This window comes from Cereibacter sp. Soil_C_27 (genome assembly GCF_057657095.1).
The window spans coordinates 961,453-977,401 of sequence record NZ_JBDGJD010000001.1 but is presented as its reverse complement, the minus strand read 5'-3'; the positions used below and the strand labels follow the sequence as shown (position 1 = coordinate 977,401).

At 69.4% G+C, this 15,949-nt stretch carries 14 protein-coding genes; 6 read left to right on the top strand and 8 right to left on the bottom strand.

Translation table 11 applies throughout. The features are described 5' to 3' along the window. Positions 1-181 precede the first annotated feature (181 nt). From AC3A5Z_RS04860 to AC3A5Z_RS04845, 4 genes are all read left to right on the top strand, one after another. Complete coding sequence (locus tag AC3A5Z_RS04860; RefSeq protein WP_487518242.1) at positions 182-1,201, top strand: ligase-associated DNA damage response exonuclease; 1,020 nt, start codon at positions 182-184, stop codon at positions 1,199-1,201. Then, positions 1,198-2,817 (top strand): ATP-dependent DNA ligase, encoded by a 1,620-nt coding sequence (locus AC3A5Z_RS04855; protein WP_487518241.1) that lies wholly within the window; start codon positions 1,198-1,200, stop codon positions 2,815-2,817. The genes AC3A5Z_RS04860 and AC3A5Z_RS04855 overlap by 4 nt, the downstream gene beginning before the upstream one ends. A 76-nt stretch (positions 2,818-2,893) precedes the next feature. Beyond that, positions 2,894-4,720: a M3 family oligoendopeptidase gene (locus AC3A5Z_RS04850; RefSeq protein ID WP_487518240.1), complete on the top strand. Its 1,827-nt coding sequence runs from the start codon at positions 2,894-2,896 to the stop codon at positions 4,718-4,720. A 220-nt stretch (positions 4,721-4,940) separates the two neighbouring features. Further along, the gene (locus AC3A5Z_RS04845) at positions 4,941-5,477 is read left to right on the top strand and encodes a carbonic anhydrase (RefSeq protein ID WP_487518239.1); all 537 of its coding nucleotides are present in this window, start codon (positions 4,941-4,943) and stop codon (positions 5,475-5,477) included. Between the two features lie 12 nt (positions 5,478-5,489). On the opposite strand, the gene AC3A5Z_RS04840 is transcribed toward AC3A5Z_RS04845, so the two are convergent. The 3 genes from AC3A5Z_RS04840 to AC3A5Z_RS04830 all read right to left on the bottom strand — a co-directional run bounded on the left by AC3A5Z_RS04840 (position 5,490) and on the right by AC3A5Z_RS04830 (position 8,694). After that, entirely contained in the window at positions 5,490-6,479 is a 990-nt protein-coding gene (locus AC3A5Z_RS04840; protein ID WP_487518238.1) for a Gfo/Idh/MocA family protein, read from the bottom strand. 100 nt (positions 6,480-6,579) lie between these two features. Further along, the gene (gene rpoH, locus AC3A5Z_RS04835) at positions 6,580-7,476 is read right to left on the bottom strand and encodes an RNA polymerase sigma factor RpoH (RefSeq protein ID WP_136792678.1); all 897 of its coding nucleotides are present in this window, start codon (positions 7,474-7,476) and stop codon (positions 6,580-6,582) included. 159 nt (positions 7,477-7,635) lie between these two features. Next, positions 7,636-8,694, bottom strand: coding sequence for an RluA family pseudouridine synthase (locus tag AC3A5Z_RS04830; protein WP_487518237.1), 1,059 nt, complete (start codon positions 8,692-8,694; stop codon positions 7,636-7,638). On the opposite strand from AC3A5Z_RS04830, the gene AC3A5Z_RS04825 reads away from it, so the two are divergent. Together AC3A5Z_RS04825 and AC3A5Z_RS04820 are read left to right on the top strand one after the other, a co-directional pair. Beyond that, positions 8,693-9,010 carry a DUF6476 family protein gene (locus tag AC3A5Z_RS04825; RefSeq protein WP_487518236.1) on the top strand — a complete coding sequence of 106 codons (318 nt, stop codon included), beginning with the start codon at positions 8,693-8,695 and terminating at the stop codon, positions 9,008-9,010. The genes AC3A5Z_RS04830 and AC3A5Z_RS04825 overlap by 2 nt on opposite strands. A gap of 44 nt (positions 9,011-9,054) precedes the next feature. After that, positions 9,055-10,803, top strand: coding sequence for an ATP-binding protein (locus AC3A5Z_RS04820; RefSeq protein ID WP_487518235.1), 1,749 nt, complete (start codon positions 9,055-9,057; stop codon positions 10,801-10,803). 3 nt (positions 10,804-10,806) lie between these two features. On the opposite strand, the gene AC3A5Z_RS04815 is transcribed toward AC3A5Z_RS04820, so the two are convergent. The 5 genes from AC3A5Z_RS04815 to AC3A5Z_RS04795 are packed head-to-tail and all read right to left on the bottom strand — an operon-like array spanning position 10,807 to position 15,907. After that, positions 10,807-11,457, bottom strand: a complete 651-nt coding sequence (locus AC3A5Z_RS04815; protein WP_487518234.1) for an adenosylcobinamide amidohydrolase — start codon at positions 11,455-11,457, stop codon at positions 10,807-10,809. After that, a complete protein-coding gene (locus AC3A5Z_RS04810; RefSeq protein WP_487518233.1) occupies positions 11,454-12,203 on the bottom strand; it encodes an ABC transporter ATP-binding protein in 750 nt (249 codons plus the stop codon). The genes AC3A5Z_RS04815 and AC3A5Z_RS04810 overlap by 4 nt, the downstream gene beginning before the upstream one ends. Further along, positions 12,200-13,189 (bottom strand): FecCD family ABC transporter permease, encoded by a 990-nt coding sequence (locus AC3A5Z_RS04805; protein ID WP_487518232.1) that lies wholly within the window; start codon positions 13,187-13,189, stop codon positions 12,200-12,202. Before AC3A5Z_RS04805 ends, AC3A5Z_RS04810 begins: the two co-directional genes overlap by 4 nt. Next, positions 13,186-14,100 (bottom strand): ABC transporter substrate-binding protein, encoded by a 915-nt coding sequence (locus tag AC3A5Z_RS04800; protein WP_487518231.1) that lies wholly within the window; start codon positions 14,098-14,100, stop codon positions 13,186-13,188. Before AC3A5Z_RS04800 ends, AC3A5Z_RS04805 begins: the two co-directional genes overlap by 4 nt. Next, complete coding sequence (locus tag AC3A5Z_RS04795) at positions 14,051-15,907, bottom strand: TonB-dependent receptor plug domain-containing protein (RefSeq protein ID WP_487518230.1); 1,857 nt, start codon at positions 15,905-15,907, stop codon at positions 14,051-14,053. Before AC3A5Z_RS04795 ends, AC3A5Z_RS04800 begins: the two co-directional genes overlap by 50 nt. Between the last annotated feature and the right edge of the window lie 42 nt (positions 15,908-15,949).

Below are 15,949 nucleotides of genomic sequence, written 5' to 3'. Positions count from 1 at the left end.
CGTCGTCACGTTACGCCTTTCACCCCCGTGCCCCTTGCCGGAGCTTCCGGCCAGTTAATCAGCCGCCTTTCGACGGGGGAAGGGCGCAATGTGACTTTGTGCATCATATGTTTCAGCGCCGCCCGAAATTTATGCAGAAGTCGCGAGTGGCAGGCAGCCCCCTGCGCACTATTCTCGTTTCATGACCCGCTCTCCCGTCCTGACCTTCACCGACCGCGGCATCTATTGTGCCGCAGGCGATTTCTACATCGACCCGTGGCGTCCGGTGGATCGGGCGCTCATCACCCACGGCCATTCCGACCATGCCCGCTGGGGCCACCGCCGCTACCTCTCGACCGAGGCTGCCGCGCCGGTGATCCGCCACCGGCTGGGCGAGATCGACCTGCGCACCATCGCCTATGGCGAGCGGCGGGCGATCGGCGGCGTCACCGTCTCGTTCCATCCGGCGGGCCATGTGCCGGGCTCGGCGCAGATCCGGGTGGAAGAGGCAGGCGAGGTCTGGGTGGTCTCGGGCGATTACAAGGTGGCGGAGGACGGGCTTTCCGAACCCTTCGAGCCGGTCGCCTGCCACGCCTTCATCAGCGAATGCACCTTCGGCCTGCCGGTGTTCCGCTGGACCCCGCAGGCCCAGATCGCCGCCGACCTGAACCAGTGGTGGGCCGCGAATGCCGCCGAGGGCCGGGCCTCGGTGATCGGCGCCTATTCTCTGGGCAAGGCGCAGCGCATCATGGCGGCGGTCGACCCGTCCATCGGTCCGATCCTGACCCATGGCGCGGTCGAAGCCACCACCGTCGTGATGCGCAACCAGGGCATCGTCCTGCCGCCTACCACCCATGTTACCCCGAGCTTCGACGCCAAGGCCCATCCCGGCGCGCTCGTCATCGCACCGCCCTCGGCCCTCGGCACCCCCTGGGCCAACCGCTTCGGCCCCGCCGCCGAGGCCTTCGCCTCCGGCTGGATGGCACTGCGCGGGGTGCGCCGACGCCGCGGCCTCGCCCGCGGCTTCGTCATGTCCGACCACGCCGACTGGGACGGGCTGAACGAGGCGATCCGCGCCACCGGGGCCGAGCGGGTCTTCGTCACCCATGGCTACACCTCGGTCTTCCGCCGCTGGCTGGAAAGCCAGGGCTATGACGCGGGCATCGTCGAGACCGAATACGAGGGCGAGGAAGCCGCCGAGCCGGAGCCGCTCGTCGAATGAAACGCTTCGCCACCCTGTTCGAGGCCCTCGACCGGACCACCAAGACCACCGCCAAGGTCGCGGCGCTGACCGAGTATTTCACCACCGCCCCCGAGGAGGACCGGCTCTGGACCATCGCGCTGCTCTCGGGCCGCCGCCCCAAGCGCGCGGTGAATTCCACCGAGCTGCGCGAATGGGCCTCCGAGGCGGCGGGCCTGCCGCTCTGGCTGTTCGAAGAGGCCTATCCGGTGGTCGGCGACCTGTCGGAAACCATCACCCTGATCCTGCCGCCGCCGCAGCACGAGAGCGACCGCAGCCTCGCCACATGGATCAAGGAACTGATGGCGCTGACTGGCCAGCCCGCTGAGGCGCGCAAGGCCGCCATCTTCGCCGCCTGGGACCAGCTGACCACCGAGGAACGCTTCCTCTTCAACAAGCTCATCACCGGCGGCTTCCGCATGGGGGTGAGCCAGGGCCTGATGACCCGCGCCCTCGCCCGCGCCACGGGGATCGAGGAAACCACGCTGGCGCATCGGTTGATGGGCGACTGGAAGCCGACCTCCACCACCTATGCCGCGCTGATCGGCGAGAACGACCCCGCGGCGGATGCGTCGAAACCCTACCCCTTCGCCCTCGCCTCGCCGCTGGAGGCCGAGGCCGAAACGCTGGGCGCCCCCGCGGACTGGCTCGCGGAGTGGAAATGGGACGGCATCCGCGGCCAGCTGATCAACAGACCCTCGGCCTTCGCCCTCTGGTCGCGCGGCGAGGAACTGATCACCGACCGCTTCCCCGAACTGGCGCCGCTGGCCGATTTCCTGCCGCAGGGCACGGTGATCGACGCCGAGGTGCTGGCCTGGGGGCAGGACACGCCCCTGCCCTTCGCCGCGCTGCAAAAGCGCATCGGGCGGCTGGTGGTGCCGAAGAAGCTGCTGACCGAGGCCCCGGCGCATCTGCTGGCCTATGACCTGCTGGAAGACGCGGGCGAAGACCTGCGCAGCGCCCCCCTCACCCATCGCCGCGCAAGGCTCGAGGCGATCATCGCGGCCCTGCCTCCCGGCCTGCCGCTCTCCGCCTCGCCCGCCCTGAGCTTCGACAGTTGGGAGGCGCTGGCCGAGCAGCGCCTGACCGCGCGCGAGCGGAACTCCGAAGGGCTGATGCTGAAACGCCTGTCCTCCTCCTATCACGTCGGGCGCAAGCGCGGCGACTGGTGGAAATGGAAGCTCGATCCCTACACGGTCGATGCGGTGATGCTCTACGCGCAATCCGGCTCCGGTCGCCGCGCCACGCTCTTTACCGACTTCACCTTCGGCGTCTGGGACGGCGACCAGCTGGTGCCCTTCACCAAGGCCTATTCCGGGCTCACCGACGCCGAATTCCGCAAGATCACCGACTGGGTGAAGAAGCACACGCTGGAACGCTTCGGCCCGGTGCGCCGCGTGCCGCCGGAACTGGTGTTCGAGCTGGCCTTCGAGGGCATTCAAGCCAGCCCGCGCCACAAGTCCGGCATCGCCCTGCGCTTCCCGCGCATGCTGCGCTGGCGGCAGGACAAGCCGGTGGCCGAGATCGACACGATCGACAACCTGCGCGCGCTTCTGGCCGCGAGCGGGGGCCAGCCCCCGCACCCCCGGGATATTTAGACCAAGATGAAGGGGCCTGGGTTGAAGTCACGCCCCGCCACGGCCTACATCAGGTGAAACCACGAAAGGATTTCCCATGACCCTGCCGCTTCCCCGCCCGGTCTTCGACGCCAACGCCACGAGCGGCGGGTTCGGCTCCCTGCCAGAATGGGATCTCTCCGACCTCTACGCGGCCCCCGACGCGCCGGAAGTGGCGCGCGACATGGGGTGGCTGAAGACAGCCTGCGCCGATTTCGCCGCCGATTACGAGGGCAAGCTGGCGACGCTCGACGCGGAGGCTCTGCTGGCCTGCATCCTGCGCTACGAGGAGATCGACATCGTCGCCGGGCGGCTGATGTCCTACGCGGGGCTGCGCTACTACCAGAACACCATGGACAGCGAGCGCGCCAAGTTCATGGCCGACAAGCAGGACAAGGTGACCGATTTCACCACGCCGCTCGTCTTCTTCAGCCTCGAATTCAACCGGCTGGAGGAAAGCCATCTCGACGGGCTGCTGGCGGCCAATGCCGATCTCGCCCGCTACAAGCCGGTCTTCGACCGGATGCGGGCGATGCGGCCCTATCAGCTGTCGGACGAGCTGGAGAAATTCCTGCACGACCAGTCGGTCGTCGGCGCCGCGGCCTGGAACCGGCTCTTCGACGAGACCATGGCGGGGCTCACCTTCGAGCTGCCTGGCGAGGAGGAGCCGCTGAACCTCGAGGCGACGCTGAACCTTTTGACCGACCCCGACCGCGCCAAGCGCGAGGCGGCGGCGCGGGCGCTGGCGGCGGTCTTCGACAAGCACATCAAGCTCTTCTCCCGGGTGCACAACACGCTGGCCAAGGAGAAGGAGGTGCACGACCGCTGGCGCAAGATGCCGACCCCGCAGACCGGGCGGCACCTCGCGAACCATGTCGAGCCCGAGGTGGTCGAGGCGCTGCGCAACGCCGTGGTCGCGGCCTATCCCAAGCTCTCGCACCGCTACTACCGGCTGAAGGCGAAATGGATGGGGCTCGACCGCCTGCAGGTCTGGGACCGCAACGCGCCGCTGCCGCTCGACGCGCCCAAGGTCGTCGGCTGGGACGAGGCCCGGGACACCGTGATGGGCGCCTATGCCGCCTTCGCGCCGAAGATGGCCGAGATCGCCCAGCCCTTCTTCGACAAGGGCTGGATCGACGCCGGGGTGAAGCCGGGCAAGGCCCCGGGCGCCTTCGCCCATCCGACCGTCTCGACCGTGCATCCTTACGTCATGCTCAACTACCTCGGCAAACCGCGCGACGTGATGACCTTGGCGCATGAGCTCGGTCATGGCGTGCATCAGGTGCTGGCCGCCGGTCAGGGGGAACTGCTCAGCTCCACCCCGCTCACCCTGGCCGAGACGGCGAGCGTCTTCGGCGAGATGCTGACCTTCCGCCGCCTGCTCGACGCGGCCCAGACCAAGGCCGAGCGCAAGACCCTGCTCGCCGGCAAGGTCGAGGACATGATCAACACGGTCGTGCGCCAGATCGCCTTCTACGATTTCGAATGCAAGCTGCATGCCGCCCGCGCCGAGGGCGAGCTGACGCCGGACGACATCAACGCGCTCTGGATGAGCATCCAGGCCGAAAGCCTGGGCGATGCCTTCGACTTCATGGAGGGCTACGAGACCTTCTGGGCCTATATCCCGCATTTCGTCCACTCGCCCTTCTACGTCTATGCCTATGCCTTCGGCGACGGGCTGGTGAACGCGCTCTACGCCGTCTATGCCGAGGGCACGCCGGGCTTCCAGGAGAAGTATTTCGACATGCTCTCCGCCGGCGGCTCCAAGCACCACAAGGAGCTGCTCGCCCCCTTCGGGCTCGACGCCAGCGACCCGACCTTCTGGGACAAGGGCCTGAGCATGATCGCGGGCTTCATCGACGAGCTGGAGGCGATGGAGGACTGACCGGGCGCGAACCAAGCAAAGGGCGCGGTCGCCTACGGTCGAAAACGTAGGGTGGGGTTTCACCCCACCCTTGCGGAACGGCGACTGCCGGGCGGCCGGCCCCCCAAGGATCATCCTGCGGAAGCCGCGGCAGCCACCGCGCCCGTTCCGCCCGCCGCCGTTAAGGGTTTCTTGGAACTTTCGCCTTACGCAGGAGAGGTCTCTTCAGGCGAGGTGTGCGATGTGTCAGCTTTCAACCTGCCCCCACAAGGGGCCGGACCGGCGGGGGGTCTTGGCGGGGCTTGCGGCGATGGGAGCCACGCTGGCCCTCCCGGCGCAGGCCGGGGGCCATGCTGACGCCATCCTTCTGTCCTGCATGGATTACCGGCTGATCGACGATCTGGCGATCATGCTGCACCAGATGCAGTACGGCAATTCCTACGATCATGTGATCCTCGCCGGTGCGGCGCTCGGCGCGGTGCATCCGCAGTTCGAGGCCTGGCATCAGGTGTTCTGGGATCACGTCGGGCTGGCGGTGAAGCTGCATTCGGTGCACGAGATCCTGGTCATCGACCACCGCGACTGCGGCGCGGCCAAGCTCGCCCTGGGCGAAGAGGCCATCGCCACCCCGGAGAAGGAGATGGAGGCCCATGCCGCCGTCCTGTCGCAATTCACGGTGGCCGCCCATGGCCGTTTCCCCGACCTCAGGGTGCGCGGCTTCCTGATGAACCTCGACGGCAGCATGGAGCGGATACGGGCCGGGACCGAAAGCCACTGACCCGCCGCCGCCTCACAGGCTGATGTCGGTCGCCACGGCGAAGATCCGGTCGATCATCGCCTGCGTGCCGCGGCTGAACTCCAGCGGCACCGGATAGGCGACGCCCTCGCGGACCGAGCGGCAGAAGGCCTCGACCTGCAGCTTGTAATGCCGCGCCGCGGGGAAACGCTCCACGGTCACGCTCAGCCCGGGGCGGTGCAGTTCCACCTGCGCCTCGCCGAACACGGCAGCGTTGAACGGCGCGGTCAGGCGGATCAGCCCCAGATCGCCCTGGAACACCACCTCCTGCCGCGGGAACAGCCGCATCGAGGTCAGCGCCGAATAGGTGAAGCGCTGCCCCTCGCCCGCCATCACCCCCGTCACCTGCGCAAAGGTGTCGACGCCATTCTCGCGGATCAGCCGCGCCTCCAGCGCCTCCGGCTCCGCCCCGGTGACATAGCGCACCGAGCCATAGGTATAGACGCCGATATCGCGGATGCCGCCGCCGCCGGTCTCGGGCCGGTTGCGGATATTGGTGCCGTCGCGGTTGTCATAGGAGAAGACCGCATCGACATGGCGCACCGGCCCGATGGCGCCCCCGCGCACCAGCTCGCGCGCCCGCTGCCATTGCGGGTGGTGCAGGATCATGAAGGCCTCCGCCGCCAGCAGCCCCGAGGCGTCGCGCGCCGCGATGATCCGGTCGATCTCATCGGCCTGCAGCGCGATCGGCTTTTCGGTCAGCACATGCTTACCCGCCGCCAGCGCCTTCAGCGTCCATTCCACATGCAGATGGTTCGGCAGCGGGATATAGACCGCCTCCACCGCCGGATCGGCCAGCAGCGCCTCGTAGCTGTCGTGCAGCCGCAGGCCCGGGGCGAAGGCGCGGAACGGTTCGGCCTTCGCCGGGTCGGAGGTGGCGAGCGCCACGAGTTCGGCGCCCAGCGCCTCGTGGATGGCCGGGGCCATGAAGTGACGCGCGAAATTGGCGGCGCCGAGCACGCCCCAGCGGACCGGATCTGTCATGCGGATCTCCTGATTTTGCGCCGAAGCTACCCCGCGCCCCGGCCGGCGTCACCCATGAAAAAGCCGCCCCGGAGGGCGGCTTCGGACCGGCGCGCCGAGGTCACGCCGGGATCGACATGCCCTTGCCGCGCGCCAGCTCGCGCATCTTGTTCTGCAGCTTCTCGAAGGCGCGCACCTCGATCTGGCGGATGCGCTCCCGGCTGACGCCATAGCCGTCCGACAGCTGCTCCAGCGTCACCGGCTGCTCGGCCAGACGGCGCTGCACCAGAATGTCCTTCTCGCGCTCGTTCAGCACCGACATCGCCTGCGCCAGCAGCTCGCGCCGCGCCTCAAGCTCGTCCTTCTCGGCGTAGTCGTTGGCCTGATCGCTGTCCTCGTCCTCGAGCCAGTCCTGCCACTGGGTCGAGCCGTCGCCGTCCGACCCCACCGTGGCGTTGAGCGAGGCATCCCCGCCCGACAGCCGCCGGTTCATGTCGATGACCTCGGTCTCGGTCACGTTCAGGTCGGTGGCGATCCGCGCGACATTCTCGGGCCGCAGATCGCCCTCCTCCAGCGCGCCGACCTTGGCCTTGGCCTTGCGCAGGTTGAAGAACAGCTTCTTCTGCGCCGAGGTCGTCCCCAGCTTCACGAGGCTCCAGGACCGCAGGATGTATTCCTGGATCGAGGCGCGGATCCACCACATCGCATAGGTCGCCAGCCGGAAGCCTTTTTCAGGGTCGAAGCGTTTCACCGCCTGCATCAGCCCGACATTCGCCTCCGAGATCACCTCGGCCTGCGGCAGCCCGTAGCCGCGATAGCCCATGGCGATCTTGGCGGCGAGCCGCAGGTGCGAGGTCACCATCCGATGCGCCGCCTCGGTGTCCTGATGGTCCACCCAGCGTTTCGCCAGCATGTATTCCTCTTCCGGCTCCAGCAGAGGAAACTTGCGGATTTCCTGCATGTAGCGGTTCAGCCCCTGTTCGGGACTCGGTGCGGGAAGATTTGCATAGGTACTCATTCATGACCCCCTTACGGCTTCCTTGCGACAAGATCCGCGGAAACCCTCGTTTCTGCCGCTCGTGCCACGCGGTTTTGCGCTAACACTGGCAGTTTAACGCCAGATGTTCATTTAACCGTCGCCAAGCCAGCAATGTTGCGGAAACTCACGCGATTGTAACTAAGAGTGGGGTTGTGCCGCGCGCAAGACATCCAAGAGGGCCTGCATATCGGGCGGCAGCGGCGCTTCGAACATCAGCTCCTCCCCCGTCACCGGATGCTCGAATCCCAAGGAGGCTGCATGCAGCGCCTGCCGGGGAAAGCTCTGCGCCGCCTCCGCTGCGGCCACACCCGCCGCCTTCGCCGCCACCTTGCGCCGGCCGCCATAGGTCTGATCGCCGATCAGTCCGTGCCCGGCATGGGCCATATGCACCCGGATCTGATGCGTCCGCCCGGTCTCCAGCCAGCACTCCACCAGCGAGGCCACCGGCGGCTGGCCGAAGTCTTCGAGAATGCGCACCCGCGTCACCGCATGCCGCCCACCGTGGAACAGCACCGCCTGCCGCTGCCGGTCGGTCTTGTGCCGGGCGAGCTGCGTCGCGATCTTGACGATTCCGGCGCTCTCGAAGCTCACCCCCTTGATGCCGCGCAGCCGCGGGTCGGCGGCGTCGGGGCGGCCATGCACCAGCGCGATGTAGTGCCGCGTCACCGTATGCGCCTCGAACTGTGCCGCAAGCCCGTGATGCGCCCGGTCCGATTTCGCCACGACCAAGAGCCCCGAGGTGTCCTTGTCGATCCGATGCACGATCCCCGGCCGCTTCTCGCCGCCCACGCCCGACAGCGTGTCGCCGCAATGGTGCAAGAGCGCGTTCACCAGCGTGCCGGTGTAGGAGCCCGGCGCCGGATGCACCACCATGCCCACCGGCTTGTCGATGACGATCAGATCGTCATCCTCCCAGACCACGCTCAGCGGGATGTCCTCGGCCAGCGTGTCGGTCTCCACCGCCTCGCCCAGCGTCACCGCAAAGACCTGCCCCTCGGCCACCTTGGTCTTGGGGTCGGTCACCGCCACCCCCTCCAGCGCCACGGCGCCCTCGGCGATCAGCTTCATCAGCCGCGAGCGCGACAGCGCGGCTTCCTCTGGCACCTCGCGGGCAAGCGCCTTATCAAGGCGATCGGGAGGGTTCTCCCCGATCGTCACCAGCAGGATGCCCGTCTCGGGGCTGAAGGAAGTCGCCATGGATCAGGCTCCGGCACCGGATGGGCTTCCGCCCAGCCTCAGGTTTCTCAAGGGTCTCGTGATCACGCTGACGTTCACGATGATCGTCGGTGTCATAGTCGTCGTGGCGCTGCTTGTCACCCGCATGCCGCAGGCCCGGCGCAGCCTGCCGCCACTGCCCGCCGAGATCACCCTGCCCGAGGGCAAACAGGCGCTGGCGGTGACGCAGGGCGGCGACTGGTATGCCATCGTCACCACCGACGACCATATCCTGATCTTCGACCGCGCGAGCGGAGAGTTGCGTCAGGACGTGACGATTTCCCCCACAGCACGCTGAACCTGCGGTAGAAAGGGGCACACGCCCCAGATGCAAGGCCGCCGATGACCCGAGCGCCGCGAGACACCGCCACCCTGCGAGACGAGCTGGCGCGGCAGAGCGACCTTCTGAACCGCGAGCGTCCGGTGCGCTTCGCCGCCATGGCGCTGGCCTTCGCCATCCTCGCCACGTTCCTGCCGCTCTGGCTGGTCGCCCTCTCCATTGCCGTCGTGGGTCTCGGTGAGACCGCCCAGCACCTCCTCGGCCGCTCCGCCGACCAGATGATGCGGCCCCGGCGCTACTGGCTCTACCTTCTGGCCGCCTTCGTCACCGAGGGCGCCTTCGCCGTGCCAGCCGCCGTGACATGGCACATGGAGGACCAGAACCTGAAGGCCTTCGCCGTCGGCCTCGTGGTCTGTGCCATGCTGCACATCGCCACCGTCCGCGCCATCCACTTGCCGGTGGGGCTTGCCGGGGCAGCGGCCGTCTCGTTGCTCACGCTCGGCAGCAACACGCTCTACTGGAGCTGGCGCGGCGACTATGCGGAACTCGCCGTCAGCACCGCCTGCGCGCTGGTCGCCATCGGCTATTCGCTCGGCGCGATCTTCGTCAGCAACACGCTGCACCGCGAAACCGTGCAGGGCCGCTCCGAAGCACAGGCCGCCAATGCCGCGAAGGACCGTTTCCTCGCGCAGATGAGCCACGAGCTGCGCACCCCGCTCAACGCCATCCTCGGCATGGGCCATGCCGAGCTGCGCCGCACCCAGGACCCGCTCAGCCGCGACCGGCTCTCGGTGCTCATCACCTCGGCCGAGGGTCTCAGCACCATCCTCGACGACATCCTCGACATGTCGGCAGTGCAGGAAGGCCGCCTGCCGATCCGCCCCCAGCCGGTCTCGCCGCGCGACCAGATCAGCGCCAGCGCCGAGCTCTTCCGCCCCAGCATCGAAGAGGCGGGCATCGCCCTCACCCTCGATCTGGCCGAGGATCTGCCCGCCCGCGCCCGGCTCGACCCGCAGCGGCTCAGGCAGTGCCTCTCGAACCTTCTGTCCAACGCGCTGAAACACACCGCCACCGGCAGCATCCACATCCTCGCCCGCAACGAATGGCGCAGCAACGGCCCGCCGCTCCTCTGGATCGAGGTCAGCGACACCGGCACCGGCATCTCGCCCGAGCAGCGGGAGACCATCTTCCAGCCCTTCGTGCGCAACATCGACGACGACGCCAAGGCGCCGCCCGGCAACGGGCTCGGCCTGTCGATCAGCCGCGCGCTGGCCCGGCAGATGGGCGGCGACCTCATCGTCGCCAGCGCCCCCGGCCAGCCCGGCGCCCGCTTCGTGCTGACCCTCGTGCAGGAGATCGTCGCCGCAGCCCGGCTGCCCGCCGCCGCCCCTAAATTGCCCGAACCTGCGCAACCCGACCCCGACAGCCTGACGGGCCTGCGCGTTCTGGTGGTGGATGACATCGCCACCAACCGCCTCGTGGCCAAGGCCTACCTGCATCTTCTGGGGGTGGCGACGCTCGAGGCCAGCAGCGGCCCCGAGGCGCTGCAGATCGTGCAGAGCGATCCGGTGGATCTCCTGCTCCTCGACATGAACATGCCCGGCATGGACGGGGTGGAGACCTTCCACGCGCTGCGCGCCCTGCCCGGCCCGCGCGGGCGTCTGCCGGTGGTGGCGATGACCGCCGACGCGCTGGAAGACCAGCGCACCGCCTATCTCGCCCACGGGCTCGACGGCTACGTGTCCAAGCCCGTCACCCCCGACCGCATCGCCGGCGAGCTGCGCCGCGTGCTGGCCGGCGTCGCCGCCTGAGCCTCAGCCCTGCGCCGCGCGCCAGCGCAGCCAGTCGGCTGTCGCCGCCGCCACCGCGCCGCGCACCGCAGCCCCCACCGCCTCGCCCGCCGCCGTGTGCTTGCCGGCATAGCGCCCCGCCCCCGGCAGGCAGGCCAGCGCCACGCAATCCGTCCCGGTCCCGGTCGCCGTCCCCGTGGCGAGCTCCCAGCCCGCCGCCATCACCGCCGCCGTCCGCGCCTCGACCGCGATCGACAGCGCCTCGAGCTGCGCCGCCTCGGTCAGCTCCGCCTCGACTGCCACCGCCAGATTGATCGTGCCGAACTCCGCCGCATGCCACGGCAGCCGCCGCCCGACGCTCTCGGCATTGGACAGCCCTACCGTCGCCAGACAGGCCGCCCGCAACCCCTCGACCGTGACCACCTCCAGCCGCCATGTCCCCACATCTCGCGAGGTCATCATCGCCACCGCCTGCCCCAGCCCCGCCGCGCCCAAGGCCTCGGCCAGCCACGCCTCGGCATCGAAGCCCGGCACCAGATCGGCATTGCGCACCTCGCGCCAGACGATCCGGTCGGTGGTGACGAACCCCGCCCGATGCGGCGCCCAGCTCAGCACCCGCATCGGCTGGGCCAGCTCCGCAATCAGCCAAGGCCGCTCCAGCCTTACCTCGATCACCGCGTGACCCCCAGCGGCTGGACCACCGGCCCCTCCGGCGTCTCGGCATAGAACACCCGCACGCCGAAGACCGCCGCCATGTTCTCCGCGGTCAGCACCTGCGCCGGGGTGCCATCCGCCACCACCTGCCCGCGCGCCAAGAGCACCAGCCGTGTGCAATGCCGCGCCGCCAGCCCCAGATCGTGGATCGAGGCGACCACCGCCCGCCCCTCCGCCGCCAGATCCTGGAACACCTGCATCGCCCGGATCTGGCTCTCCGGGTCCAGCCCCGCCACCGGCTCGTCGGCCAGAAGCAGCGGCGTCTCCTGCGCCAGAGCCCGGGCGATCAGCACCCGCGCCTGCTCGCCGCCCGACAGCGCCGTGGCAACGCGCGCGCGGTAGCCCTCCAGCCCCATCCGCTGCAATGCCCGCTCCACCGCCGCGCGATCCTCGACCCCCATCGCCCGGCCCAGATGCGGCACCCGGCCCAGCGCCACCAGCGTCTCCACATCCACCGGCCAGGCGATCTCGCGCGCCTGCGGCAGGAAGGCCACCGCCCGCGCCCGCTCGCGTGGCGTCAGCCGGGCCAGCGAGCTTTCCCCCTCATGCGGCAGAAACCCCAGCGCCGCGCGCAACAGCGTGGTCTTGCCCGCCCCGTTCGGCCCGATCAGCCCGACGAACTCGCCCGGACCCACGGCCAGCGTCACCCGGTCCACCACCGGGCAGTCGCCGCGCCGCACCGTCAGCTCCGTCAGCTGCACGCTCATGCCTCGAGCCTCCGCATCCGCCAGATCAGGTGCAAGAAGAACGGCGAGCCGACCAGCGCCGTCAGCACCCCCAGCTTCAGGTCGCGGTCCGGCGCGATCACCCGCACGGCAATATCGGCGGCCAGCAGCATCGCCGCCCCGCCAAGCGCCGCCGCGGGCAAGAGCCGCGAGGGCCGCGCCCCGACCAGAGGCCGCAGCACATGCGGCACCACCAGCCCGACGAAGCCCACTGTCCCCGCCACCGCAACCGCCGCGCCCACCGACAGCGCCGTGCCGAAGATCAAGACCAGCCGCAGCCGCCCCAACCGCACCCCCATCGCCTCGGCGGCATCCTCGCCCAGCGTCAGCGCATCAAGCCCCCGGCCCAGCGTCAGCAGCATCAGCGTGCCCAGCAGCATGAAGGGCGCGGCCAGCGCGACATGCACCATCGACCGATCGGCGAGCGAGCCCATCATCCAGAACACGATTTCCATCGCGGCAAAGGGGTTGGGCGACAGGTTCAACACCAGCGCCACCCCGGCCCCCGCCAGCGCGGAAATGGCGATCCCGGCAAGGATCAGGGCCAGCGCCCCGCCCCGCGGCCCGGCCAGCCCGAGGATCAGCAGCACCGACAGCGCCGCCCCGGCCAGCGCCGCCAGCGGCAGGGCCAGCGTGAAGGCGGCGGCGATCCCGGTCTGCAGCGCGATCACCGCCCCCAGCGCCGCCGAGGAGGACACGCCGATCAGCCCCGGCTCGGCCAGCGGATTGCGCAGGAACCCCTGCATTGCCGCCCCCGACAGCCCCAGCACGGCGCCCACCATCAACCCCAGAAGCGCCCGCGGCAGGCGGATCTCTCGCATCACCAGCACCACCGCCTCGCCACGCCCGGTCAGCAGCGCCACGATGGAATCCGTGAACCCCAGCGCCGCAGGCCCGACCAGCAGCGACGCCGCGAACAGCAGCGCCACCAGCGCGCCCAGCGCCGCGAGAATCGCGCGATAGCTCAAGGCGCGGCCTGCGACAGCTGCACCGCATCCAGTCCGCGCCGCGCCTCGCCCATCCCCGCCACCGCGCGCAGGACATGGGGCGTGCCGCAGATCCAGTCGGCGTCGGTCACCTCGGCCGACCCCGCCCGCTCCCGCACCGCCTGCAACGCCGGATGCACGAGGATCTCCTCCGACCGCGACGCGCCGGGATAGGGCAGCGAGGTCACCACCATCTCGGGCTCGGCCATCACCAGCCGTTCCAGCGGCAGGATGCCGCCCCCGGCGAGCCCCGCCGCCACCGCGACATTGGAAAAGCCGGTATGGCGCAGGATCTCGTCGGCCAGCGTCCCCGCCCCCGTGGTATAGCCGTTCGGGTAATACATCGCCGCAGGCGCAGGCTCGGCGCTCACCCGCAACCGCGCGAGATCGGCCTCGTAGCGCGCCACCAGCCGCTCGGCCTCCGCCTCCCGGCCCATCGCCGCGCCCACCAGCCGCAGATGCGCGGCCACGTCGTCGAGACTGTCGGCCGGCGGCAGTTCCACCACCGTCACCCCCAGCCTGCGCAGCAGATCCACCGTCGCCCGCGCCGTGAAGGTGCCGGCCAGCACCAGATCGGGCCGCAGCAGAAACACCTGCTCCGCCTGCCCGAAGTTCTGCGGAAAGCCCCGCGCCTCCTCCACCATCGACGACGACTGCGGCTCCACCGCCAGCGCCGAGACCGACACCAGCTGCCCCGGCGCCGCCAGCATCATCGCCAGCTGATCGGTGCAGAGATTGATCGAGACGACCCTTTCCGGCGCCCCGGCCCGCGCGCCGCCCGCACCCAGCGCAAGCGCCACCGCGACGCACAGCGCCCCGGCGACGCGACGCGCGTCCCGTCTGTCAGAACCGCGCACGCAGCCCTGCAAAGATCGACCGGCCCGGTTGTCCATAGCCCCTCACCGTCTGATACTCCTCGTCGAACAGGTTCTCGACCCGCAGATAGGCATCCGCGCTGTCGGAGACCGCGTAGGTCACCGAGGCATTCGTCAGCGTGTAGTCGTCGAGCGGCTCGTCCGGGTTGCCGAAAACCGCGGCGGTGTCCATCACGTCCGACACATGCTGCACGGTCAGCGAGCCGATCAGCCCGTCGGCCAGCCGCCCGTCCACGCCCAGCACCAGATCGTGCCGCGGCACCCGTACGCTCCGGGTCTCGACGCCCAGATCGGTCGTCTTGGCGTCGGTATAGGTATAGTTGCCGAACAACTCCCAGCCTTCGGCGATCGTCATCCGCCCCGACAGCTCCACCCCGCGGCTGCGCGTGTCGCCATCGACCTGCGCATAGCAGCCGAAGCCCGACCCGCAGCTCGTTTCGGCGAAGTCGAAGCCGATCCGGTCGGTGATCGTCGTGTCGAACAGCGTCACCTCCAGACTGCCGGCGTCGCCGAACAGCCGCTCTACCCCCAGCTCGTAGCTGCGGCTCGTCTCCGGCTGCAGGTCTTCCGATGCATAGCCGCCGAAGCGTTCGTAGGTCGAGGGCAGCCGGAATCCGGTCCCCGCTGCGCCGCGCAGGATGGTCGCGTCGGCAATCCGCCAGGCTGCCGCCAGCCGGCCCGTGGTTTTGCCGTCGAAGTCGCTTGGCTCGTCATGCCGCAGCGCCAGCGACACGTCCACATCGGGCGTCGCCGCATAGCGCAGCTCGCCGAACAGCGCGTCCGTTTCGTTGCTGCCCGGCATGCCCGCCCCGGCGATCAGCTCCTCCTTGGTCCGCTCCGCACCGAAGGCCAGCCGGATCTGCTCGGTCAGATCGGCGCCGCCCAGATAGGCGATCCCGGTCTGCGTGCCCTCGTAATAGCCGATGTCCCAGACCTCTTGCACCGGCGTCTCGCGCTTCGTCGTGGTCTGGAACAGCGAGAAGCTGTGATCCACCGCCCCCGTGCTGAACTCGGCAAAGACCCTCCCGCCGCGCAGGCTGCCGCGGGTCGTGTCGAACGAATCTGCCGGCCCGATCGCGCCGAAGCCGTCGAAGTCGAGCACCGTGTCGGCAGACAGCGCGCTTGCACCGACGCGGAGCGTGTCCGTCAGATCGAAGGCGCCGTAGAGCGTCGCGAAGGTGCTGGCGAAACTGTCGCGCTCGCTGCCCGAGGCCGCCGAGGAAATGCCGTCGGTGATCGTCCGCGTCACCGTAAAAGCCAGTTCCGCGCGGTCGGTCAGCAGCCCGCTCGACAGGTTGCCCGACCAGGTATCATTGCTCCCCGTCTCGACAGAGGCCGCACCGCTTACCCCCGGATCGGTCGGGCGGAAGCTGCGAATGTCGATCACGCCCGCCACGGCCTCGGAGCCGTAGAGCGCCGATTGCGACCCGCGCAGCACCTCCACGCGCGACAGGCCGCCCGTGGCCAGCCCGCCGAAGTCGAAGGCCGTCTGGGTGGCGGAGGGGTCGGCCACGTCCAGCCCGTCGATGCGCACCGCGGCATATTCCGACCCGAGGCCACGGATACGCAGCTTGCTCGTCGCCCCCAGCCCGCCATTGCGCGATAAGGACAGGCCCGGCAGCCGCGCGAGGCTGTCCGCCAGCGAGATTTCGTTCGCCTGCAGATCTTCCTCGGTCAGAAGGCTGACGCTCGCCCCCGTCCGGCTCGCCTCGGTCTCTTCCAGACCGGCCGTCACCACTATCTCCTCCAGCTGGATCACCTGCGCCAGACCCGGCAGCGGGGTGGCGGCGATCAGGGCCAGCAGCGAGACGCCTGCGTATTTCATGGTTCACTCCCTTTTTCCCCGCGCGGCCCGGAAAGGCGGCGG

Bases quoted from the DNA above. Each gene is read 5' to 3' on its own strand.
- AC3A5Z_RS04820 (WP_487518235.1), top strand. From the start codon at position 9,055: ATGACCCGAGCGCCGCGAGACACCGCCACCCTGCGAGACGAGCTGGCG.
- AC3A5Z_RS04860 (WP_487518242.1), top strand. From the start codon at position 182: ATGACCCGCTCTCCCGTCCTGACCTTCACCGACCGCGGCATCTATTGT.
- rpoH (WP_136792678.1), bottom strand. From the start codon at position 7,476: ATGAGTACCTATGCAAATCTTCCCGCACCGAGTCCCGAACAGGGGCTG.
- AC3A5Z_RS04810 (WP_487518233.1), bottom strand. From the start codon at position 12,203: ATGAGCGTGCAGCTGACGGAGCTGACGGTGCGGCGCGGCGACTGCCCG.
- AC3A5Z_RS04825 (WP_487518236.1), top strand. From the start codon at position 8,693: ATGGATCAGGCTCCGGCACCGGATGGGCTTCCGCCCAGCCTCAGGTTT.
- AC3A5Z_RS04800 (WP_487518231.1), bottom strand. From the start codon at position 14,100: ATGGACAACCGGGCCGGTCGATCTTTGCAGGGCTGCGTGCGCGGTTCT.
- AC3A5Z_RS04845 (WP_487518239.1), top strand. From the start codon at position 4,941: ATGTGTCAGCTTTCAACCTGCCCCCACAAGGGGCCGGACCGGCGGGGG.
- AC3A5Z_RS04855 (WP_487518241.1), top strand. From the start codon at position 1,198: ATGAAACGCTTCGCCACCCTGTTCGAGGCCCTCGACCGGACCACCAAG.
- AC3A5Z_RS04795 (WP_487518230.1), bottom strand. From the start codon at position 15,907: ATGAAATACGCAGGCGTCTCGCTGCTGGCCCTGATCGCCGCCACCCCG.
- AC3A5Z_RS04850 (WP_487518240.1), top strand. From the start codon at position 2,894: ATGACCCTGCCGCTTCCCCGCCCGGTCTTCGACGCCAACGCCACGAGC.
- AC3A5Z_RS04830 (WP_487518237.1), bottom strand. From the start codon at position 8,694: ATGGCGACTTCCTTCAGCCCCGAGACGGGCATCCTGCTGGTGACGATC.
- AC3A5Z_RS04840 (WP_487518238.1), bottom strand. From the start codon at position 6,479: ATGACAGATCCGGTCCGCTGGGGCGTGCTCGGCGCCGCCAATTTCGCG.